Source organism: Corynebacterium sp. HMSC074E01 (assembly GCF_001808885.1).
In the GTDB taxonomy this organism is placed as follows: Bacteria; Actinomycetota; Actinomycetes; order Mycobacteriales; family Mycobacteriaceae; genus Corynebacterium.
On record NZ_KV794854.1, the window covers coordinates 207,679 to 227,698 of the forward strand.

General features: G+C 61.3%; 21 protein-coding genes. 9 read left to right on the forward strand and 12 right to left on the reverse strand.

Translation table 11 applies throughout. The features are described from left to right. Positions 1-730, forward strand: a 730-nt coding sequence (locus HMPREF2537_RS10395; protein ID WP_148138152.1) for an HNH endonuclease signature motif containing protein, incomplete at its 5' end; no start/stop codon positions are given. 226 nt (positions 731-956) lie between these two features. On the opposite strand, the gene gatA is transcribed toward HMPREF2537_RS10395, so the two are convergent. Together gatA and gatC are read right to left on the reverse strand one after the other, a co-directional pair. Next, positions 957-2,441 carry an Asp-tRNA(Asn)/Glu-tRNA(Gln) amidotransferase subunit GatA gene (gene gatA / locus HMPREF2537_RS10400; protein ID WP_070511620.1) on the reverse strand — a complete coding sequence of 495 codons (1,485 nt, stop codon included), beginning with the start codon at positions 2,439-2,441 and terminating at the stop codon, positions 957-959. A gap of 2 nt (positions 2,442-2,443) precedes the next feature. Then, positions 2,444-2,746, reverse strand: a complete 303-nt coding sequence (gatC, locus tag HMPREF2537_RS10405) for an Asp-tRNA(Asn)/Glu-tRNA(Gln) amidotransferase subunit GatC (RefSeq protein WP_046649343.1) — start codon at positions 2,744-2,746, stop codon at positions 2,444-2,446. A 210-nt stretch (positions 2,747-2,956) separates the two neighbouring features. Between gatC and HMPREF2537_RS10410 the strand changes: the two genes are divergently transcribed. Then, positions 2,957-3,616, forward strand: coding sequence for an ACT domain-containing protein (locus HMPREF2537_RS10410; RefSeq protein ID WP_046649342.1), 660 nt, complete (start codon positions 2,957-2,959; stop codon positions 3,614-3,616). Here the strand turns inward: HMPREF2537_RS10410 and HMPREF2537_RS10415 are convergent. The 4 genes from HMPREF2537_RS10415 to HMPREF2537_RS10430 are packed head-to-tail and all read right to left on the reverse strand — an operon-like array spanning position 3,609 to position 8,468. Then, positions 3,609-4,367 (reverse strand): HAD family hydrolase, encoded by a 759-nt coding sequence (locus tag HMPREF2537_RS10415; protein WP_070528651.1) that lies wholly within the window; start codon positions 4,365-4,367, stop codon positions 3,609-3,611. The two genes, HMPREF2537_RS10410 and HMPREF2537_RS10415, sit on opposite strands and share 8 nt — an antisense overlap. After that, positions 4,364-5,134 (reverse strand): HAD family hydrolase, encoded by a 771-nt coding sequence (locus HMPREF2537_RS10420; protein WP_070528658.1) that lies wholly within the window; start codon positions 5,132-5,134, stop codon positions 4,364-4,366. Before HMPREF2537_RS10420 ends, HMPREF2537_RS10415 begins: the two co-directional genes overlap by 4 nt. Beyond that, positions 5,131-7,155: an NAD-dependent DNA ligase LigA gene (gene ligA, locus HMPREF2537_RS10425; protein ID WP_070528661.1), complete on the reverse strand. Its 2,025-nt coding sequence runs from the start codon at positions 7,153-7,155 to the stop codon at positions 5,131-5,133. The genes HMPREF2537_RS10420 and ligA overlap by 4 nt, the downstream gene beginning before the upstream one ends. A gap of 53 nt (positions 7,156-7,208) precedes the next feature. Beyond that, complete coding sequence (locus HMPREF2537_RS10430; RefSeq protein ID WP_070528664.1) at positions 7,209-8,468, reverse strand: ATP-binding protein; 1,260 nt, start codon at positions 8,466-8,468, stop codon at positions 7,209-7,211. A gap of 145 nt (positions 8,469-8,613) precedes the next feature. On the opposite strand from HMPREF2537_RS10430, the gene HMPREF2537_RS10435 reads away from it, so the two are divergent. The 6 genes from HMPREF2537_RS10435 (at position 8,614) to HMPREF2537_RS10460 (ending at position 12,660) form a co-directional block, all read left to right on the forward strand. After that, the gene (locus HMPREF2537_RS10435) at positions 8,614-9,285 is read left to right on the forward strand and encodes a 3'-5' exonuclease (RefSeq protein WP_070528666.1); all 672 of its coding nucleotides are present in this window, start codon (positions 8,614-8,616) and stop codon (positions 9,283-9,285) included. Between the two features lie 63 nt (positions 9,286-9,348). Beyond that, positions 9,349-9,861, forward strand: a complete 513-nt coding sequence (locus tag HMPREF2537_RS10440) for an ArsR/SmtB family transcription factor (RefSeq protein ID WP_070528669.1) — start codon at positions 9,349-9,351, stop codon at positions 9,859-9,861. Then, the gene (locus tag HMPREF2537_RS10445) at positions 9,861-10,859 is read left to right on the forward strand and encodes a serine hydrolase domain-containing protein (RefSeq protein WP_070528672.1); all 999 of its coding nucleotides are present in this window, start codon (positions 9,861-9,863) and stop codon (positions 10,857-10,859) included. Before HMPREF2537_RS10440 ends, HMPREF2537_RS10445 begins: the two co-directional genes overlap by 1 nt. Positions 10,860-10,868: 9 nt before the next feature. Further along, positions 10,869-11,153: a hypothetical protein gene (locus HMPREF2537_RS10450; RefSeq protein WP_070528676.1), complete on the forward strand. Its 285-nt coding sequence runs from the start codon at positions 10,869-10,871 to the stop codon at positions 11,151-11,153. Positions 11,154-11,157: 4 nt separating this feature from the next. Next, positions 11,158-11,421 carry a FitA-like ribbon-helix-helix domain-containing protein gene (locus HMPREF2537_RS10455; protein WP_070528679.1) on the forward strand — a complete coding sequence of 88 codons (264 nt, stop codon included), beginning with the start codon at positions 11,158-11,160 and terminating at the stop codon, positions 11,419-11,421. Positions 11,422-11,529: 108 nt separating this feature from the next. Further along, positions 11,530-12,660, forward strand: coding sequence for an ATP-binding protein (locus HMPREF2537_RS10460; protein WP_070528682.1), 1,131 nt, complete (start codon positions 11,530-11,532; stop codon positions 12,658-12,660). 8 nt (positions 12,661-12,668) lie between these two features. Here HMPREF2537_RS10460 and HMPREF2537_RS10465 read toward each other — a convergent pair whose 3' ends face one another. Together HMPREF2537_RS10465 and mnmA are read right to left on the reverse strand one after the other, a co-directional pair. Continuing rightward, complete coding sequence (locus HMPREF2537_RS10465) at positions 12,669-13,577, reverse strand: uroporphyrinogen decarboxylase/cobalamine-independent methonine synthase family protein (RefSeq protein WP_070528684.1); 909 nt, start codon at positions 13,575-13,577, stop codon at positions 12,669-12,671. Further along, positions 13,578-14,663: a tRNA 2-thiouridine(34) synthase MnmA gene (mnmA, locus tag HMPREF2537_RS10470; RefSeq protein WP_070528686.1), complete on the reverse strand. Its 1,086-nt coding sequence runs from the start codon at positions 14,661-14,663 to the stop codon at positions 13,578-13,580. 102 nt (positions 14,664-14,765) lie between these two features. Between mnmA and HMPREF2537_RS10475 the strand changes: the two genes are divergently transcribed. Next, positions 14,766-15,608, forward strand: a complete 843-nt coding sequence (locus HMPREF2537_RS10475; RefSeq protein ID WP_070528689.1) for a spermidine synthase — start codon at positions 14,766-14,768, stop codon at positions 15,606-15,608. On the opposite strand, the gene HMPREF2537_RS10480 is transcribed toward HMPREF2537_RS10475, so the two are convergent. From HMPREF2537_RS10480 to HMPREF2537_RS10495, 4 genes are all read right to left on the reverse strand, one after another. Beyond that, entirely contained in the window at positions 15,605-16,759 is a 1,155-nt protein-coding gene (locus HMPREF2537_RS10480; protein ID WP_070529493.1) for a glycoside hydrolase family 25 protein, read from the reverse strand. The genes HMPREF2537_RS10475 and HMPREF2537_RS10480 overlap by 4 nt on opposite strands. Before the next feature lie 465 nt (positions 16,760-17,224). Next, a complete protein-coding gene (locus HMPREF2537_RS10485) occupies positions 17,225-17,770 on the reverse strand; it encodes a hypothetical protein (RefSeq protein ID WP_141761397.1) in 546 nt (181 codons plus the stop codon). A 163-nt stretch (positions 17,771-17,933) separates the two neighbouring features. Next, complete coding sequence (locus tag HMPREF2537_RS10490; protein WP_070528694.1) at positions 17,934-19,058, reverse strand: cysteine desulfurase family protein; 1,125 nt, start codon at positions 19,056-19,058, stop codon at positions 17,934-17,936. After that, positions 19,058-20,017 (reverse strand): electron transfer flavoprotein subunit alpha/FixB family protein, encoded by a 960-nt coding sequence (locus HMPREF2537_RS10495; protein ID WP_070528697.1) that lies wholly within the window; start codon positions 20,015-20,017, stop codon positions 19,058-19,060. The genes HMPREF2537_RS10490 and HMPREF2537_RS10495 overlap by 1 nt, the downstream gene beginning before the upstream one ends. Positions 20,018-20,020: the final 3 nt, after the last annotated feature.

Consider the following 20,020-nt stretch of genomic DNA (forward strand, 5'->3'; position numbering starts at 1 on the left):
CACCGGCATTAAACTCGATGCCTTCATCCACCACACCGCCGCCAAGGAAGACATCACCCTCCCGGAGGCAGTCATAAAACTGCTCTCCGGTGAGACTAAGCCACCAGCTACCGTGGTGCTACACACCTACCAAGCCTGCGACATTGAGAATGCACCAACCTTTATTGAAGGCTTCGGCTGGCGGGCTAAGCCCATGCCGCATGATAAGACCCGGGATTTAACCGGTGACGTCGCCGAAGCCGATGGCTACCAACCAGGAGTCATCATGCGCAAACATGTCGAAGGCCGTGACGGTACCTGCCGGGTTGGCGGCTGTGGCAAACCAGCTTTCCTTAGCCAGTTGGATCACCGGCATAACTGGGCTGAAGGCGGCCCGACCCATCCGAAGAACCTGGCGTGTTTATGCCAGGGTCATCACAACATGAAAACCGATGGCAGCCTCAAATACCTGCTGGACCCGTATAGCGGGGATGTCATCTGGCTATATGAAGACGGTACTTGGACTATCACCGAAGCCGACGGGCCGCTAGCACCAAAACAGAAACGGTGGGCACAAACAGTAGCCCAACACATCACCGCCACCAGAAAACGCGTACGCGAGGAAGCCCAACACTTAAAACAAGAACTCGACGACTACGCACAACAACAAGCCCAAGCCAAAGCAGAAGCCGAAGCCAAGGATGAGAGCAAGACCAACGCTGATGCCGGCACCGACGACATCCCCTTCTAAACCCCGTCGTTCCAGACGACGAAGAACTCAGACACACTCCGCGGAGGCTGAACCCAGACTCGTCGTTTCAAACGACGAAACCCGACCAAGGAAACCGAAAGGAAAAGAGAAAGACTACGAACCAACGAACCCACACCGTCGAATAAAACGACGAAGGCCGGCGGCCTCCCACGTCAGTGAAAGACCCCGGCTCATGCGCACTACGGGCTGGCCCGAAGTGTGTCTACTACTTGCGCCCTGCTTCGTAGGCGGCGCCGACCTTGTACAGGCGGTCATCCTTAAATGCCGGTGCCATGATCTGCAGGCCGGTGGGCAAGTTGGTGTCGGATGCCATTCCGGAAGGAACGGACATGCCGCACACGCCGGCGAGGTTCAACGGCAGGGTGCACAGGTCGAAGTTGTACATCTCCATCGGGTCCTCGACCTTCTCGCCCAGCTTGAAGGCTGTGGTCGGGGTGGTCGGAGAAACGAGGACATCGACCTGCTCGAAGGCACGCTCAAAGTCCTGTGCAATGAGGGTGCGAACACGCTGCGCTTGGAGGTAGTAGGCGTCATAGTAGCCGACGGACAGGGCGTAGGTACCCAGCATGATGCGGCGCTTGACCTCGGGGCCGAAGCCAGCCGCGCGGGACAGGGACATGACCTCTTCCGCAGAGTGGGTTCCATCATCACCCACGCGCAGGCCGTAGCGCATGCCGTCGAAGCGGGCCAGGTTGGAGGAGACCTCACACGGCATGATGAGGTAGTAGGCAGCGAGAGCGTCATCGAAGTGCGGGCAGTCGACCTCAACGATCTCTGCGCCCTGAGACTTCAGCTGCTCAACGGCTGCATGGTACGCCTCCATCACGCCCGGCTGCCAGCCATCGCGCTCGAATTGCTTGATCAGGCCAACCTTCACACCGGACAAATCGCCGTTAGCGCCCTCCTTGGCAGCGGCGACTACCGGCGCGACCGGCTTGTCCACGGAGGTGGCGTCGAAGGAGTCGTGGCCGGCAATGATTTCGTGCAGCAGTGCGGTATCCAGGACCGTGCGGGCGGTCGGACCAGCCTGGTCCAGGGAGCTTGCAGCGGCGATGAGGCCGTAGCGAGACACCGTGCCATAGGTCGGCTTTACGCCCACGGTGTTCGTCAGAGCGGCCGGCTGGCGAATAGAGCCACCGGTGTCGGTACCGATACCCAGCGGAGCCTGACCAGAAGCAAGGGCTGCCGCGGTACCACCACCGGAGCCGCCCGGAGTGCGCTCGGTGTCATACGGATTGTGGGCCGGACCATAAGCGGAGTTCTCGTTGGAGGAGCCCATCGCGAACTCATCGAGGTTCGTCTTACCCAGGATCGGAATACCGGCCTCGCGCAGCTTGGTCACCAGCGTGGCGTCATAGGGTGAGACCCAACCTTCCAGCATCTTGGAGGCGGCGGTTGTGGGGGCGTCGGTAGTCACCAGCAGGTCCTTGAGCGCCAGCGGCACGCCAGCCAGGGCAGAGGCTGGTTCTTCGCCGGCGTCGAGGGACTTATCGACGGCGTCGGCAGCCGCCAGCGCTTCCTCAGCACCAACGTGCAGGAAGGCGTTGAGTTCACCATCGGTCTCCGCGATTCGGTCCAGGAAGGCCTGAGTTACTTCGCGGGAGGTGAGCTCGCGGGAGTGAATCTTCTCAGCCAGCTCGGCGGCGGTCAGTGCGGTAATGCCCTCGGTGGGCGCAATGAATTGTGCCATTCTTATTCGTCTCCTCCACCCAGAATCTGCGGAACCATGAAGCGGTCATCCTCGGTCGCGGGCGCCTGATCCAGAGCCTGCTCAGCGGTGAGGGTGCGCACGATGACATCCTCACGCATCGGGGCGTTAACGGAGTGCGGGTGCGACATCGGCTCCACACCTTCAGCCTCGACCTTGCCAACCGCGGACACCGAGTCCACGATCTCGTCGATCTGCGCGGCGAACTGTTTTAGTTCTTCCTCGCTCAGGGCCAATCGCGACAGCTTTGCCAGGTGCGCGACCTCGTCACGCGAAATATCAGACACGCGAACTCCATCCTTTTATTCATTGAGACGGTTGATAGCTAAGCACCCATGGTACTGCACGGCTGGTGCCACGCCACCACCACTCCTCCCCCTACACACCACTGAAGCTATTGAATAGTATTCGATACGTTGGGTACCATCGATCAAGTTGTACAAACTATTCGCATCAGCGATTTCCCTACCTAGTCATCTTCCCCCAGAAAGAACGATATGTCGTATCTCGTCCGTGTCCTACTCCCTGACACTCCCGGCAGCCTTGGCCTCCTCGCCAACGCGATGGGCAGCATCGAGGCCGATATTCGTTCCGTGGATATCGTGGAGAATTTCCCGGACGGCACGGTCATGGATGACATCGTCCTCGATCTCCCCCAGTCCACCATGGCTGATGAGATCATCACCGCTGCACAGACCGTGGAGGGCGTAGAAGTTGACTCCATCCGCCCCTTCAGTGGACGCGTTGACCGCCGTGGGCAGATCCACGTGCTGGCTAAGGTGGCTTCGCAACGCAACGTCACCGCCGCGATGAAGGAGGTGTGTGCAGCAATCCCGAAGGCGCTGACCTCCAATTGGGCCATCGTCATTGCTAATGACGACAAGATCAGCCGCATTGCTGCCTCCGACGCCGCGCCTGCCGACGACGGCTCGATCCCCACCGACCTCAACATCACCTCGGCGCGCGTGCTCAATCCGGAGAAGGACACGTGGATTCCTGAGTCGTGGACGCTGATCGAATCCGCGCTGGCTGCCGCTCCCCTCGTGGGCACGAAGTATGTCGTCGTCATGGGCCGCGTCGGCGGACCGGACTACCTTGCCTCCGAGGTCGAGCACTTGGGTGACTTGGGCGCTATCTTGGGCGCCTTCCTCACCTAGTTAGCAATGCGTTGAGTCCCGCGGCGACGTCAGGAACCACGTGGTCCACCTCGTCGGTAATCTGCGTTCCCGGGAACGTGAAGGACTCGGTGGCGATGGAGTGCATCGAGAGATCGTTAAAGCTATCGCCGAAGGTGTAGAGTTCAGCTCCTTCGTGACCGAGGTGGCCAAGCAACCGCGTCAAGCCCTCGCCCTTGTTGTGCCCGGGCGGCATGATGTCGTAAAAGTCGCAGTTGAACGAGGACTCGACTGCACAGTTCGCGCGGACCCACTCGTCGACCTCGCGGCGCAGCTCAGCGTTGCCTGGAATCCACAGGGACATGAGAACGGTGCTGCGCTTGGCGACGTCCCCCGGATCCATCACTTCCGTATTCGCCACCATCAAGGATTCCCGGCCAGCCAGCCCATCCCACACCACCTGGTCTGCTCCAGACAAGCCTGTGAGGTAGATATTCAACGGCAGCCCAGTGAAACGGTCGATGACGGCTTGGACGATATCGCTGGGCAAGTGCTCCTCGTGGAGGATCGAGTAATCGCCGTCCGTGATGACGGTGCCGTTGTAGAGCACGTGGTAATCCAGCTCCACGCCGAATGGCTCAAGGGTGTTGCGTGCATTGGCGATGGACTTGCCCGTCGCGGAGATGGCGAGGTTGCCAGCGGCCCGCCACGCAGCGATGGCTTCCTTTACGGCCTCAGTTATGTCTTCGTTGACGTAAACGGTTCCATCCATGTCCAAAGCCGCAATCTTCATGCCCCGTAGTGTATTAGACCTTTCACGGCCGAGTCCACCACCGCGGTGCACGCCTCCTGGATGTCGGGTTGCGCCCAGGGGAAGGTCAGGGAGACGTCGGCAAGCGCATGCATGGGCAGGTCATTGTGGCCGTCCCCGAAGGTGATGAGCTCGATCTCGGAACGCTCAACTTCCAGGAGACGAAGGAGCCAGGTCAAGGCAAAACCCTTGTCGTGACCGGGCGGCGTAATGTCGAAGAAGTTGCGGTTCATCGCGGTCCCGACGGGAAAACGGTCGGTGCCCCACTGGGCAATCTCTTTCTGTAGCTCCGGGTTACCCGGCGTCCAGGCGGCAACGAGGGGAAAGGCCTCCTTCTCGATGCGCTCGGGCGCTACCGGCACTGGCTCGCTGATGATGGGATTGTGCACGCCCCCTACGTTGCGGACGAGGTGACCGTCTGGGCCTTCCAGGCGCGTGCAATACAAGTCGAGCTTCGGAATATCACGAACCCGCTCATACACAGCGCGGACTACCTCGGGCGGCACGTGGCTTTCATAGAGCAGCTCATAGGAACCATCCGTGATGACCGTGCCGTTGCAGAGCAGGTAGTAGTCGAAGTCAACGCCAAAAGGCTCGAGGGCTCGGCGGGCCGAATAGGGAGACTTCCCCGTGGCCACGACGGCAAGGTTGCCCGCAGCGCGCCAACCGGCAATCGCCTCCGGCACGTCCTCGGGCATGTGCCCATCAAAGTAGATAGTGCCGTCCAGGTCGAAGGCGGCTAACTTCATGCCTCGCCCGTTTCAAGGAGTCGGTTGAAGCCCTCCTCATCCAAGATGGTCAAGCCAAGGTCGCGGGCCTTCTGTTCCTTTGAACCGGCGTTTTCTCCTACGACGACGTAGTTGGTCTTCTTCGACACCGAACCGGATGCCTTTCCGCCGCGGGTGATAATGGCCTCCTTGGCCGAATCACGAGTGAAGTTCTCCAAGGTGCCGGTCACTACCACGGTAATTCCTTCAAGCGTCTGCGCTGGTTTATCGCTGACTTCCTCCGCCATGGTGACCCCGGCCGCGGTCCACTTCTGCACGATGTTGTCGTGCCAATCCACCTCGAACCACTGCTTGAAGGATTCCGCGATGATGCTGCCCACGCCGTCGGTATCCGCCAGCTCCTCCACCGAAGCCGCGCGCAGCGCCTCCATGGAGCCGAAGCGGGCGACTAGCGCACGCGCCGCAATGGGGCCGACGTGGCGAATGGACAGCGCTACGAGCACTCGCCAGAACTCGGCTTGGCGGGCCGTCTTGAGGTTCTCCAGCAGCTTTTTACCAGAGGCGTTGAGCGCGCCCTTCTGAGTGGTATAAACCGAAGATTTGAGGAGGGCGTCTTCATCGAGGTCAAAGAGTTCCGCCTCGTCCACGAGCACACCGGAAGAAATCAGATCTGTGGCTGCCTTCTCTCCCAGCTCACCAATGTCGAGTGCCTTGCGGGAGGCCAAATACTCCAGACGCGCCGCCAGCTGCGCTGGGCAGCTGCGGGTATTGGGGCAGCGCCAGTCCTGGTCGCCTTCCTTCTGCGGAGCCAGCTTCGTGCCGCAGGCAGGGCAGTTCTCCGGAAAGACCCATTCGGTCTCGCTGCCATCGCGCTTATCCAGAACGGGGCCGAGGACCTCGGGGATGATCTCTCCGGCCTTGCGGATGATGATGGTATCCCCAATGAGGACATTCTTGTTCTTGACCTCGAATTGGTTATGCAGGGTGGCCATGGAGACCGTCGAGCCGGAGACAAAGACTGGTTCCATGATGGCGAAAGGCGTCACGCGCCCGGTACGTCCCACACCTACCTCGATGTTGAGCAGCTTGGTGGTGACCTCCTCCGGCGGGTATTTATAGGCAATAGCCCAGCGCGGCGCGCGCGAAGTCGCACCCAAGGCGCGCTGGATGGCCAGATCATCGACCTTGATGACGAGACCGTCCATCTCAAAGTAGGCGTCGTGGCGGTGCTCCTCCCAGTAGGTCACGCGCTCCTGAACCTCCTTGGCGGTGGTGACTCGCTGGGTATAGGGCGACACCGGGAATCCCCAGGCCTCGAGGGCCTTGTAGGCATCGTGCTGCGAGGCGGGCTGGAAGCCCTCGCGCGCGCCGATGCCGTGGCAGACCATGTGGAGCCGACGCTTCTTGACGTCCTCCGGGTCCTTCATGCGCAGCCCACCCGCCGCCGCGTTGCGGGGGTTGGCAAAGGTCGGCTTGCCATCCTCGCGGCGTGCGGAGTTAATCTCCTCAAATTCATCCGGGCGCATGTACACCTCGCCGCGGACCTCTACCAGGGAGGGAACCGGGTATTCTTCGCTGCCCGCCAACTCATGAGGGATGTCGGGGATAACACGTGCGTTGGCAGTGATGTCCTCACCGACGCGACCATCACCACGCGTGGCGGCCGTGGCGAGCTTGCCGTCGCGGTAGACCAAGTCAATGGACAGACCGTCGATCTTCAGCTCAGTGAGGTAGGCCTTTGCCGGGGTACGGTCCAGCCAGTCCTGCAGCTCATCCGCACTGAAGACGTTGTCCAAGCTGTACAGGCGCTCCAGATGCTCGATGTCAACGGCACCTTCCGGCGCGGCACCGACCTGCTGGGTAGGCGAATCCGGAGTTTGAAGCTCCGGGTGCTCTGCTTCCAGGGTCAACAAGCGCTGAAAAAGGGCGTCAAAGTCCGCATCCGGGATTGACGGCTCGCCGTTGTAGTACAGCTCACGGTGCTTGCGCACTTCCTGGGCAAGCTCGGACCATTCGCGTTGGATATCTACTGCATCACTCACGAGTCACCAGTGTAGCGGGGCTACCGGACACAGCATGTACCTGGCCAAACGGCCTATCCACGCCACAAAAATGACATCGGTAACGCACATAGTTTGTCCCCCAAGGGCTGCACATAGGGAATCGGAGCCAAGACAAATCCTCCACGGAAACGCGGCCCTAGTTTCTCGCTCAGTGCACGCAAATGCCGAACCTGCCCTGCCTTGACTGTCGCACCGGATTTAATCTCAAGCGCAGCGATGCTATTGTCCGCGAATTCGATCACAACGTCTGCTTCCATCCCGGTGCTATCACGCCAGTGAAGAAGCTGATGCTGGTTTTCTGCCCAACCCTGCTGGGCAGAAAGCTCTTGAAGAACAAACCCTTCGACCAAATGCCCTAGGTGCGACTGCACCAGAGGATTCATGAGCATGTCTCGGGTTTGCCCTGCTAACCAGGAAGCCAAACCGGAGTCAGTGACCCAGCTTTTAGGCTTGGAGATCTCTCTCGACGTCAAATTTGATTTCCACGCTTTCACTTGCGAGGAAAGGAACAGCCTTGACAAAGTATCAAGGTAGGAGCGAACAGTAGACGCTGGGATTTCCGCTTCACGCGCGAGTTTCGCCGGAACCAACTCCCCTGCCTGATGCGCTGCGAGTAGACGCAACAGCGATTGCAGCCTCCCCGGCTGTGCGCTTTCCCGGGATAGGGTTTCTTCAATCACCGTCACGTGTGAAACATAAGACTCGAACCAAGCTCGGCGCATCCGATCTTGCAGTTCTAATGCAACCGGATAGCCGCCCTTGAGCACTTTGTCCACCAAGCCAGCTCGATCTACTTGTTCCGTAGGAACCGAACGCACAGGCAATTCGACGAGCTCATCGAGCCTATCTACAAAGGCGCCGTCACTGACCGTTTCACAAATCTCTTGTTGGCTCAGTGGGTTTAAATGGAGATCAATAATTCTTCCTGCCAGAGAGTCCTTCCGACCCACGCCCCGAGCAAAATCTGATGAACCAGTAATGATAAATCGACCTGGCCGGCGGTTCCTATCCACCTCAGCCTTTAACGGCAGCGTGAGCTCGGGAAGCCGCTGAATCTCATCGATAATCAGCGTTGCGTCACCACCTTGCTGCACAAAGGTCGTCGGATCCTCTTCCGCTAGTGAGAGAGCAGCGGGATCATCCAGCGTTACATACACAGCACGTTCAAGGCCGAGATGCCTTGTCAACGTCGATTTGCCAACCTGCCGTGCGCCCGTGACGTGGACAACGGGTGAGAAGGTCAATGCTTCTCGGGCAAAACCTTCCATGCCGCGCCTAATATACCGTTCCATACATAGCACTCTACCTGCAGTTGGTCATTCTGCAATGATTCATCCGTCATTCTACAAGGGTTGGATCGTCATTCTGCAAGATTCGGATCGCCATTCTGCAGCACTTCCACAGTGCGTGTCCGAGCCGGGCGCTAGAGTGTTGTCCATGAACTTCGACGCCACCCGCATGCTCTCCTTCGACCTCGAGACCACCTCCGTAAAGCCCAAAGAAGCCCGCATCGTCACCTCTGCCCTAGTGCGTATCGACGGGCGCGAAGTAGACAAGCGGGAAATGCTCGCTGACCCCGGCGTGGAGATCCCCGAGGAAGCCGCCAAGATCCACGGCATCACTACTGAGAAGGCCCGCGCGGAAGGTCGCCCCCACGAGGAGGTGCTCAAGGAGACGATCGATTCCATCTATCAGGCCTGGGACGAGGGACTCACGCTCATCGTCTACAACGCCGCCTACGATCTCTCCGTACTGCGCGCGCTGACCGGGGACTTCACAGTAAACGGCCCAGTGTTCGATCCTTTCGTCATCGACCGCGTTAAGGACAAGTGGCGCAAAGGCAAGCGCACCTTGGAGGAGGTCTCCGCCCACTACGGCGTGGAATTGACCAACGCACACGAGGCGACTGCCGACGCCCTCGCGGCCGCCCGCGTCGCCTGGAAGCAAGTGCGTCAACACTTCCCCGAGCTAGCCCAGATGGATACCAACGAGCTCATGGAGTACCAGGCCGTCGAGTGGTACAAGGACCGCGAGTCCTTCAAGAAGTACCTGGAAGGACGCGGGCGCGATGCCTCGGATGTCTCCACTGCTTGGCCGATGATTTCTTAACCCCAGCACCTAATCCCCAACTAACTCTTGCCAGGTTTCTGGATTTCTGGAATTCTAGAAACCATGGACACAAAAGTCGAAGCACGCCTCGCAGAACTTGAAGCGCGCGTCGCCGCGCTTGAGGGGCGCACCACGCCCACCGACGCCGGCCCCGCATCCACCACTGGAGAAGACTCGACCTACTGGTTGGTCGACGCCCTCGCACCCAACGAGCAGCTTCCCGACGGTTCCGTCATCTTTGGCGGCAACATAAACGTCGGTAAGCGCACTTATGCCTACCAATGGCAGCGCCCCACCAACTTCGTCACCGATGAGAGCTGGGCGGAGAATCTCGAGCGACTCTCCGCGCTTGCCCATCCCATCCGCGGCGAAATCCTGCGCCGCCTGCTCGCTGCACCCGCGACAGCCGCTGAGCTTGTCGAAGAAGACATCGTCACCTCAACTGGCACCGCCTACCACCACTTGAGCGCGCTGACCCATGCGGGCTGGACCACGAAGTCTGGCGGCGAGTATTCCATCCGCCCTGCCCGAGTAATCCCCCTTCTCACCATCATCACCGCGAGCGAGGACCACTAATGCGTAGAATTTCCCTAGCCGTCATCGCTGCCATTGCCGTTGCAGCCATCCTGCTCATCACGGGGCCGCAAAGAATTGCTCTGGCAAAAGACAAAACTGGTGACGAAGCCTTAGCTGCCCAGTTGGAAGAGCACTCAGAGTCCGGCTTCCACAACATCACCGCTTTTACCCTCCAGGACGGCAAGGTCACCTTTGCGGGACTGGGCAGCGACGAGCACACGGAGGTCGAAATCGGCTCCGTGACCAAGATGTTCACCGGCGAACTGGCCCACCAGCTCGTCGAAGAGGAAAAGCTGAGAACTGACACCACTGTGGGCGAGGTCCTCAATGTCGGCGATGCGCCCGTCGCGGACGTCACCGTCCAAGAATTGCTCGACCACACCTCTGGCCTACCGCGACTGGCGAGCGCGAGCCTCCTCAGCAATCTCGCCTCGGGTGTCACCGGCTCGAATCCCTATGAAGGTGAGACCATTGAGGACATCGTGGCTGCCGCCACGGAGGCCGAACTAAAAGACCGCGGTGAAGAATCCTATTCAAACCTTGGCTATGGACTCTTGGGCCACATGCTCGAGACCGTTGACGGGCAACCTTATGAGCAGATGCTCAAGGAACGCATCTTCGAGCCAGCTGGCATGACAGAGACCTATCTCATGACTCCGGGCTCTGTGCCTGACGACGCTCCACGCGGCCTAACCCCCACCGGCCGCCACGCTGAGCCGTGGGAGATGGAAGGCTCCGCACCCGCGGGAGCGATCCGTTCCACGGCGAGTGACATGGCCAAGTTCGCCGAGTGGTTCATGGACAACGGCGATACCGACTTCGGCTGGCAGCCTCCCAGCGAAAACAATGCTGGGTACTGGCACAACGGCGGTACCTATGGCTATTCCACGATGCTCATCATCGAACCAGAGACCAAGCGCGCCGCCTTCGCCAACAACGATTCCCTCGCCGGTACCGAAGACCTTGCCCAAGCTCTATTCGACGAGCTCGCATCTTAAGGAGTAAGCATGTTCCTCACCGTAGCGCTCGCCGTCATCACCGCTTCGGAGCTCTGGGCCGCATGGAAGGCCCTGCGAAAGCCCCTTTCCACGGCAAATCACATCGTCACCGCGGCGATTACGATTCTCGCCATACTCTTCATCGGCTACGCCATGCCATGGCACACCTCAGTGAATTTTGGCTGGTGGTACGCCCTTGTGGCAGCCTGCTCGCTGCACATTGGCGCGGTAGCTTGGCAGGCCTTGCAGCCTTCTAGCCACGCAGACGCTGGTCAAGAAGCTCCCGTACGATAGCACTATGAGCTCCTCCCCTACCTGCACCGTTGAAATCCAGGACGTAGACAGTACAACCATCGCAACTCTTCAGCACCGCGCCGCTACCGCTGGTGTTTCCCTCGAAGACTACGTGCGCAACATCCTCACTATGGCCGCGTCATCCCCATTCACTGCTAACAGAAAGTCCATCGAAGAAAAGGCGACCGAACTCTCCCAGCGTGCACCTATCGATGTGAAGGGAGACTTCGACGTCGTCGCCGCAATCCGCGCCGGACGAGACGCATAGAGGACGAGAGAGATAGTTGGTCTCCCTAGTCGACACCCTCAGAAAAGTCTCCCAAATCTCCTGAGTTTAAAAAGTCTCCCAAATCTCCCAATGCTCTAGGATGAGGCTATGTCCCCACATGAAAACCCCTTCCGCCCCACCTTCGGCGTTCCACCACTCTTTTGGGTCGGGCGCACGGCAGTGCTCGACACCTTCCGGGCTGCGCTTGACTCCCAACCAGGCAGCCCGGGCCGCTCGCTCATCATCAGCGGTGCCCGCGGTATCGGTAAGACGGTGCTCCTCAACGAGCTCGAAGATATCGCCTCTAGCCGCGGGTGGATTACCCTGCGGGCCTCAGGCCGCAGCTCCATGGTTGACGAGCTCGTTGACACCACCATCCCACGCATCATGGACAAGCTGGCCCCGGCGGATAAGAGCAAGGTCAACCGCGTGGGGATCGGCGGCTTGGCAACCATCGGCATCCAACACAACACCGAGGAAGCCTATAAACCCACGCTCAACACCCGCCTGCGCGAGCTTTTAGGCCTGCTCGAAGGCACTGGCGTGCTGCTGACCATCGACGAGGTCCAGGACGCCGACGCCGAGGACCTCACGTCGTTGGCCGTGACCTACCAAGACTTGGTGCGCGATGAGCTCGACGTCGCCATTGTCGCTGCAGGACTTCCACAGGGAGTCAACCGCCTGTTAGACCTGCCTGGTGTAACTTTCCTGCGCCGCGCGCAGAAATTCGTTCTGGGCCCGCTCTCCCCCGCGAACGCCGAGGTGGCCTTCACCGAAACCGCCTCACAATCCGGCCTCGAGTTCACCGATGATGCAGTAGCGGCCGCGGTGCGGCTGTCCCGCGGCTACCCCTACATGGTGCAGCTGGTGGGCTCACTGGCTTGGGGCACAGCACAGCGCGAGGGTGGAAGCCGCATCGAGGAGGGTGACGTCGCGGCAGTGTCGGCCGAGGCTATCTCGGTTTTGGGCGCCCAGGTGCACCAGCCCGCTACCCTTTCGCTTCCACCGGCCCAGCGCCTCTTCCTCGAGGCGATGAGCGCGGTCATGGAGGACGGCACGGCAGAAATCAAGAACATTGCGGCGCACCAGGAACGGACGGTGCGGTCGCTGTCGGCCACACGCCAAAGGCTTATCGACGCCGACCTCATCGAAGCCACTGCCCATGGCCAGCTCCAGTTCGTCATCCCGTATATGGAGTCGTATTTCACCACGACGGACAGCCTGGGGAGAGTCGATTAGAGGGTGAGCTAAAGGTCACCGGCATCGCGAGTGAGGATGCCGGCGGTCTCGGTAACCGAGCGCAGGGATCTGGCGGAGGCCTTGACGGGATAGACGTCGAAACGGTCGACGAGCAGGTCGCGCGGCATGCCGATGCGGTCAAGGTGGCGGGCCAGCGCGATGGCCTCCGCGCGGGCATCGGAGCCTTCAATGCCCAGACCGATGCGGTGGCCGGCATTCAAGTGCTCGCCCAGGCCATCCAGGTGGCGCGGGGTCTCCAGACCACGGAAATCCGTGAGGAAGGTCGAGGCTGCAGGCGCTAGCGACCACAGCGGCGGGGCGTGTAGGTAGTCGGCCTCGAAGACAAGGAGCTGCTCAAGAGCGACCTCCTCTGGAACCGCCGGGATGGTATCGAAGTCGGTGGTGCCGGGGATGCGACCGGCGATGACGTCGGCAAGCAGGGGCTCGTCGAGTTGGACGACGACCTCCCCGTTGAAGCGGCGCGCGACATCCGCGGCGTGGGCGCGGACGCCATAGAGAAGTGACTCCGCGAGCTCGTGAAAGGCGCCGCGATCGGTGAGGACGCGGTGCCCGTCGGAAAGCTCAATGCTCGCTGCAAGCGTCCATGGACCGAGTGCTTGCACCTTGACGCGAGGCACCGTCTCGCCCCAGGCTTCCTGGACCTCGTCGAGGTCACGTTCCAAGCGGTCCCACGTGCGGCGAGTCAGCAACTGCGGGCGCGCCGTCATGCGCCACGAGCGCGGGCCGCGGTCGATGGAGATAGCCTCCAGCATGCTGGCCGTGCGGCCCACCGCGTCGGAACCGAGGCCACGCTCGGGCAGCTGCGGGATGGCAGGAAGTTCGGTCTCCCCCATGATGATGTCCGCAGCCTCCGCCATGGAGGTGCCGGGCATGGGGCCAAGGGCGAATCCCGTCATCTACGCCGTCCCGCAGATGGTGCCCGAGCCCAGCACGATATCGCCCAGCTCGTCCGGGCTCGGCAGGTAGAGCACGGCAGCCTGGCCACGAGCCACACCGGAAAGAGGCTCCTTCAGCTCCAGCGTCATGCGGTCGGCCTCGCGGTCCACGTGGGCGCGGCAGGGAACGACGGAACCGTGGGCGCGGACCTGTACCTCGCAGTCGAAGTCGCCCTCCATAGCCGGGTGCAGGTACTTCAAGCGGTCGGCTTCGATTCGGGTCACGGCCAGGTCTGCGCGCGATCCGACGGTGACGGTGCCGGTGGCCGCGTCGATGTCGGTGACGTAGCGCGGGGAGCCGTCGGCAGTCGGCGTCTTGATGTCGAGGCCCTTGCGCTGGCCGATGGTATAGTTCCACGCGCCGTCGTGTTCCTTGAGCTCGTTACCCTCGGTGTCCACGATCATGCCTGGACGCAGCCCAATCGAGCGCCCCAGAAAGGCCTGGGTATTGCCGTCCGGAATGAAGCAGATGTCGTAGGAATCCGGCTTGGCTGCCGTGGAGAAGCCATGGCGCTTGGCCTCCTCGCGGATTTGTGGCTTCGGGGTATCACCAATCGGGAAGAAGCAGTGGTCCAGCTCTTCCTTGGTGATGACACCCAGCACATAGGACTGGTCCTTATTCGCATCCAGGGAGCGGCGCATATAGCCATCATCGTCGATAGTGGCGTAGTGGCCCGTGGCCACCGCATCAAAGCCGAGCGCCATGCCCTTGCGCAGGAGGGCTGCGAACTTGATCTTCTCGTTGCACCGCAGGCAGGGGTTCGGGGTCTCGCCGCGGGCATAGGAGTCAACGAAGTCACCGATGACGGCTTCCTTGAACTCCTCGGAGAAGTCCCACACATAGAAAGGAATGCCGAGCTTGTCGCAAATGCGGCGGGCATCGGCGGAATCCTCCAAGGAGCAGCAACCGCGTGCCTTCTCACGGGTCTGCTGCGCATCCTTGTGCAGGGCCAGGTGCACACCAATGACATCGTGGCCCGCCTCCACCGCGCGTGCCGCGGCGACCGAGGAATCAACGCCGCCGGACATGGCTACCAATACTCGCATGCTTTCCCCTTCTTCTTTCTTTCGTCCACTTAGGCTAGTCGCGGTGTACCCCATACCCCAACACACTGAACTCACGCTCTATTCCCTAAGCTAAAAGGCATTATGGGAAGAAAGCGCAACAAGACAGATTCAATCGCGGGCACCTACGAGATTTCCACGGGGGAGCTTGTCGTCGAAGCCGACTCTTTCCGCGATGGCGCCTTCATCCTCAACATTAACGGCGTGCCCTCCTCACACCTCATCCCCGAAGAGCCACGCACGCTGGAGTTTGAGTACATGCGCTGGATTGCCGCAGCTGTGGAGAACCTTGCGCGTGGCAAGCGCCTGCTCCACCTAGGCGGCGGTGGCTGCTCGCTCCCCCGCTACTTCGCGGATCTCTGGCCGGATTCCCACAACACCGTCGTCGAACTCGACGCGAAACTGGCCGAGCTCATCCGCGAGCTGGCCGATATCCCTGCCGCTCCCCGCGTGAAAATCCGCGCCGGCGAGGCACGCGCGGTGACGGAGGGCTTCCCGCCGAACCGTTTCGACGTCATCATCCGCGACGTCTTCGCAGGTGATACAACCCCGGAACCGCTGACCACACAAGAGTTCTTCCAGCACGTCCGCGCCACCTTGTCGCCTGGCGGGCTCTACGTGGCCAACTGCGGTGACCACTCCGACCTGCAGGGCGCGAAGGTAGAACTAGCTGGGATGGCGGAGGTCTTTGCACACGTCGCCGTTATTGCCGACCCTCCCATGCTTAAAGGGCGGCGCTACGGCAACATTATCCTCATCGGCTCAGACACCGAGCTGCCAGTCGACGGCTCCCCGCAAGCCGCCGCGCTTGCTAAACCGCTGCTTTCCGGTGCGGTGCCCGCGCACTTTCGCGACGAGTCTTGGACCCGCCGCTTCTTGAAGGGCGCGACTCCGCGCCGCGACGCCGCCGCAACCGCCGAGGATTAGCGAAGGCTATTGAGCAGGTCCGCTACCTGCTTGGAATCAAATGCCGGGATGGCTACACCCGCGGCGTGACCAGCGCTGCGCGCGGCACGGTCGGCGTTCTCCACATCCTGCTGGCTGACGTTATCGGCGTCAACGTCCTGGAGGTGCTGTGCGTTATCCAAGAAGATGGCCAAGTCACCAATGCTGGCGTCATTGTTGGACATGCGCTTGAGGTCATCGGCGCTGATAGTGCCGTCGTTAAGCAGCTTCTCCGCCTGCTTGATAAGCCCGGTCGGATCCACGTCCAGGCCCGCATCCTTGGCGGCATCAGCAACGGCAGGCAGGGCTACAGCACCTGCTGCCAGGGCCAGGATTCCAGCAATCAAAACGCCGGCGTCGTCGCCCAAGTCAACGCCCGGGATGACCAGGTCATCCAAGATTCCGCCGAAGTCAATGTAGTTGCCGCCGGAGAAGGAGTGCAGCTGGGCCTCAGTGCCGTTGAAAAGGTTCATGTCCACATCGGTCTCGATGCCGGCCACGCGGCCGCTGCCGGAGCGCTGCCAGAAAGCCAGCTTGTCCCAACCACCGACCGGGTCCGGCGCGGTGTCCTGGTAGGCCGCCAACCACAGCGGGTACTCAGAGAAGCGCGTGGAGTTACCCATCTGGCCCATCCAGAAGTACTTGTAGGTATACAGCATCGGCGTGCGGCCGGTCAGGGACTTCAGCTCAGTCATGAAGGTGTCGATCCACTCCTCCAGCTGCTTGGCGCTCAGGCCTTCATCGACCTCAATATCGAGCACCGGCGGCAGGGTTTGCGTCGGCACCAGTGCAATCTGGGAGGCGAAGCTGGCTGCCTGCTGCTTGGCGTCACCAGCCGGGCGCGCGTAGTGGTAAGCACCGACCTTCAGTCCAGCAGCTGCGGCAGCATTGGCATCGCGTACGAAGTGATTGTTAACAAACCCAACGCCTTCAGTGGCCTTGACAAAGGCATAGGACTGGCCATCAGACTTCACGGCATCCCAATCGATTCCGCGAAGGGACGCGTGGTTATTTCCGGAGACATCCACACCGGAAGGTGCGGTGGACGGAATGGCAACGGCGGTGGATACGGACAGTGCCACGGCCGCTACAGCAGTAACGGCGGCGGTAACAAGGCGACGTGCATGGCTCATGCGCGCCACACTACCGCTTTAACAACATCAGTCACAGATGCAACACACGTAACATTGAATTCTTTTGGCACATTTCTCACGCAGCTTGCTCCACCGGCACCACCACACCTGCTCCCCTTTGGCAGTGGCCACCGGCTTCCTTTGACGTGAACTACAACTGCGAGTGTTTGGGCAGCGCTTGGCGACGCCCCTACGACCACTGTTTCGAGTTCGCCAACAAGCCGCGCTCGCACACTTCGCTGCTGTCCAGTTGTCAGATTGTGGTTCTCGAGGACGCGCTTGGTCGCGAGCTCAACACCGACGACGTGTGGTCGCTCAGTTCGCTTGACGAGTTACAAGAGTTTGCTAGGCCGCAAGATAGGGCTCCCGCAGTGGATCCATTTGTTCGCCCTTGGGCGTGGCAATAATTTCGCACGTTCTCGCTGGCCTCCGTGGAGCGGGACGTGGGTCTGGCGAAAGGCGGGCCTAGAAGTATTCGTTCATGTAGTCGCGAGAAACCAGACCGATCGAGTCAAAGCACTCTGCCATCCTGGCTTCTTCTTCGAAATATTCGAGTTCCTCACCCTCGGTGCCCTCAGCTCGCGCTTCCTCGAGTTCCTCAAGGGCATCAACAAGCGCGTACGGTTGCCATACGCTAAGCCCCAGTTTCTCGAAAACATAGGATTCTGGAGCTTGATCATCAGCAAGCCGCGCCCCGTGGTTGAGCCTCTTCAACAGCTCGGCGCACTCGATGGCGTTCATGCGGGAGAGGTTATGGCCTTCCCATTCCACCGTGACACCGTCTTTCTCAGGGTTGGTCGCGAACTCAATGAATTCGACACCGTTGTCACCGATGTGAACTTGAATACTTGCTTGGGAGTAGTACAAGGGGCTTTCACTCGGGTGATTCTCCGGTTCCCCGAGAACCGCTACCACCTGCTCAGCACTGTCACCGAAACGGATAGTACCTTCGCCAAACGGTAAAGCGAACCGAGCACCTTCATGCGAGAACAACGTTATTGAAGAAGTCATCTGTACCTCCACGACCTTCCGACCAAGCTCCGCGAGCCTGAACTAATCGGCATGCCTAGGATAAGCCGAGTTGGGGAAAGCGCAACAGATAGTTTCCATCAAAAAAGAACTGCTAAGCCGACACGTGAAGTGTCCGGCTAAGTTATTAGAAACCGCGCTTCCCTTAGACCGAACGGGCGCGGCGAATGATCTCCGGAAGCTCTGCCAAGACCACGTCGATGTCCTCGTCGGTGGTGAGGCGGCCCAGGCTGAAGCGAAGGCTGCCGCGACCGTGTTCCTCGTCGATTCCCATGGCCTCGAGTACGTGGGACATGCGGTTAACGCCCGCGTGGCAGGCGGAGCCGGCGGAGGCTTCGATGCCGGAGGCGTCGAGAAGCATGATGAGGCTGTCACCATCCGTGCCCGGGAAGGACACGTGGAGGTGGGAAGCCAGGGTGGGCTCGGCGGAGTTGATGATGACGTTGTCGATGCTGTCCTGAATACCGGCCTTGAGCTTGTCGCGGAGTGCGCTCAAGCGGGAGGTCTCCTGCTCCATTTCCGCGACGGACTCGCGCAGGGCCGCGGCGAGCGCGCTCGCGCTGGCCACGTCCACGGTGCCGGGGCGGATGCCGCGCTCCTGGCCGCCGCCGAAGGCGATGGGTTGAGGCGCCGGGGTCCGGCGTGCGAGCAGCAGGCCAATCCCGCGGGGCCCGCCGAACTTGTGGGCGCTGGCCGCGAGTGTGGTGGCACCCAGCTCATGGAAGTTGATGGGTAGCTTGCCGGCGACCTGCACGGCATCGATGTGAACCGGGGTGTTCTGTGCGGCGGCGCGCTCGGTGATGTCCGCGACCGGCTGAATAGCGCCAGTCTCGTTGTTGGCCCACATGCACGTGGCCAACGCGGCCGGGGTGTCCAGGGCGCTTAAGTCGTTGACGTGGCCGGTGGAATCAACCGGGAGCAGGTCCACGGTAGCGCCGTGCTCAGCGCGGAGCTTGTCCACGGTCTCCAGGACGGCGGGGTGCTCGATGGGGGTCGAGATGATGTGCGGTGTCGTATCCGACCCCGCACGGAAAAGACCCTGGATTGCGATGTTATCCGCCTCCGTGCCGGAGGAAGTGAAGACTACCTCGATGGGTTCGCAGCCGAGCAGCTCGGCGACGGTCTCGCGGGCGTCATCCAACACGGAGCGCGCCTTGCGCCCGGAGCCATAGGCAGAGCCGGGGTTCAGGGACCCGGCGGCGTCGACCCAGGCGTCGATGGCGCACTGGCGCATGGGTTGGGTGGCTGCGTAATCGAGGTAGCGAGCCATTAGTTGCCGGCCCCCTTGCGGGACTCAAGCTCGGAGACCAGGGCCGGGGCAATCTCGTGGAGGTCGCCCACCACGCCGAGGTCGGCGATCTGGAAGAAGGGCTCGTCCTGATCCTGGTTGACCACAACGATGGTCTCCGAGGTCTGCATGCCGGAGGTGTGCTGGATTGCACCGGAAATACCCAGGCCGATGTAGAGCTTCGGGGAGACGGTCACGCCGGTCTGGCCCACCTGGTGGGCCGGGTCGTAGAAGCCTTCGTCCACGGCGTCGCGGGTGGCGCCGACGGCGCCACCGAGTGCGTCGGCAAGCGGCTCCACCACGTCGGCGAACTTGTCGCCCACGCCGCGGCCGCCGGCGACGACGACCTTCGCGGAGGTCAGCTCCGGACGGGCGGTCTTCTCCGCCGGGGTGAAGGAGGTGACGGTGACGTCCTTCGCGGTGGCGGCAGGCAGCTCGAAGGGAGCGGGTGCCGCGGTGACCGGCTGGGGTTCGGCAGCCACGGAGCCCGGGCGCAGGGTGTAGACCACGGAGCCGGTGGCCGTGGAGGAGGTCTCGTAGGAGCCGCCGAAGATGGTGTGGTGTGCGGAGCCGTCAGCATTGATGCCGTCGACGTTGACCAGGGCACCCGAGCCCAGGCGGGCAGCGAGGCGGCCAGCAATCTCGTTGTTGGTCGGGGTGGCAGCCAGCACGATGGGCGCCGGGTTATTGGCGGCCAGGGCGTGGAGGGCGTCGACCTCCGGAGTGACGATGCGCTGTTCATAGTCCGCGGCGATGGCCTGAACTACCTGGGCGGCGCCCAAGTTGCCCAGCTCGGCGTCGAAGGAAGCTGCGGTGGCGGCGTCCTTGGCCACGACCACGGCGGAGACGGTACCGAGTGCGCGGGCGGCGGTAATCAGCTCGCCGGTAACGGGGCTGAGCTGCTCTGCTTCGTGCTCAACCAGGACATAAACGTGAGACATAAC

Excerpts from the sequence above, each read along its gene's own strand:
- gatA (WP_070511620.1), bottom strand. The coding sequence starts at position 2,441 with ATGGCACAATTCATTGCGCCCACCGAGGGCATTACCGCACTGACCGCC.
- HMPREF2537_RS10410 (WP_046649342.1), top strand. The coding sequence starts at position 2,957 with ATGTCGTATCTCGTCCGTGTCCTACTCCCTGACACTCCCGGCAGCCTT.
- HMPREF2537_RS10415 (WP_070528651.1), bottom strand. The coding sequence starts at position 4,367 with ATGAAGATTGCGGCTTTGGACATGGATGGAACCGTTTACGTCAACGAA.
- HMPREF2537_RS10420 (WP_070528658.1), bottom strand. The coding sequence starts at position 5,134 with ATGAAGTTAGCCGCCTTCGACCTGGACGGCACTATCTACTTTGATGGG.
- HMPREF2537_RS10430 (WP_070528664.1), bottom strand. The coding sequence starts at position 8,468 with ATGGAACGGTATATTAGGCGCGGCATGGAAGGTTTTGCCCGAGAAGCA.
- HMPREF2537_RS10435 (WP_070528666.1), top strand. The coding sequence starts at position 8,614 with ATGAACTTCGACGCCACCCGCATGCTCTCCTTCGACCTCGAGACCACC.
- HMPREF2537_RS10440 (WP_070528669.1), top strand. The coding sequence starts at position 9,349 with ATGGACACAAAAGTCGAAGCACGCCTCGCAGAACTTGAAGCGCGCGTC.
- HMPREF2537_RS10445 (WP_070528672.1), top strand. The coding sequence starts at position 9,861 with ATGCGTAGAATTTCCCTAGCCGTCATCGCTGCCATTGCCGTTGCAGCC.
- HMPREF2537_RS10450 (WP_070528676.1), top strand. The coding sequence starts at position 10,869 with ATGTTCCTCACCGTAGCGCTCGCCGTCATCACCGCTTCGGAGCTCTGG.
- HMPREF2537_RS10455 (WP_070528679.1), top strand. The coding sequence starts at position 11,158 with ATGAGCTCCTCCCCTACCTGCACCGTTGAAATCCAGGACGTAGACAGT.
- HMPREF2537_RS10460 (WP_070528682.1), top strand. The coding sequence starts at position 11,530 with ATGTCCCCACATGAAAACCCCTTCCGCCCCACCTTCGGCGTTCCACCA.
- HMPREF2537_RS10465 (WP_070528684.1), bottom strand. The coding sequence starts at position 13,577 with ATGACGGGATTCGCCCTTGGCCCCATGCCCGGCACCTCCATGGCGGAG.
- mnmA (WP_070528686.1), bottom strand. The coding sequence starts at position 14,663 with ATGCGAGTATTGGTAGCCATGTCCGGCGGCGTTGATTCCTCGGTCGCC.
- HMPREF2537_RS10475 (WP_070528689.1), top strand. The coding sequence starts at position 14,766 with ATGGGAAGAAAGCGCAACAAGACAGATTCAATCGCGGGCACCTACGAG.
- HMPREF2537_RS10480 (WP_070529493.1), bottom strand. The coding sequence starts at position 16,759 with ATGAGCCATGCACGTCGCCTTGTTACCGCCGCCGTTACTGCTGTAGCG.
- HMPREF2537_RS10485 (WP_141761397.1), bottom strand. The coding sequence starts at position 17,770 with ATGACTTCTTCAATAACGTTGTTCTCGCATGAAGGTGCTCGGTTCGCT.
- HMPREF2537_RS10490 (WP_070528694.1), bottom strand. The coding sequence starts at position 19,058 with ATGGCTCGCTACCTCGATTACGCAGCCACCCAACCCATGCGCCAGTGC.
- HMPREF2537_RS10495 (WP_070528697.1), bottom strand. The coding sequence starts at position 20,017 with ATGTCTCACGTTTATGTCCTGGTTGAGCACGAAGCAGAGCAGCTCAGC.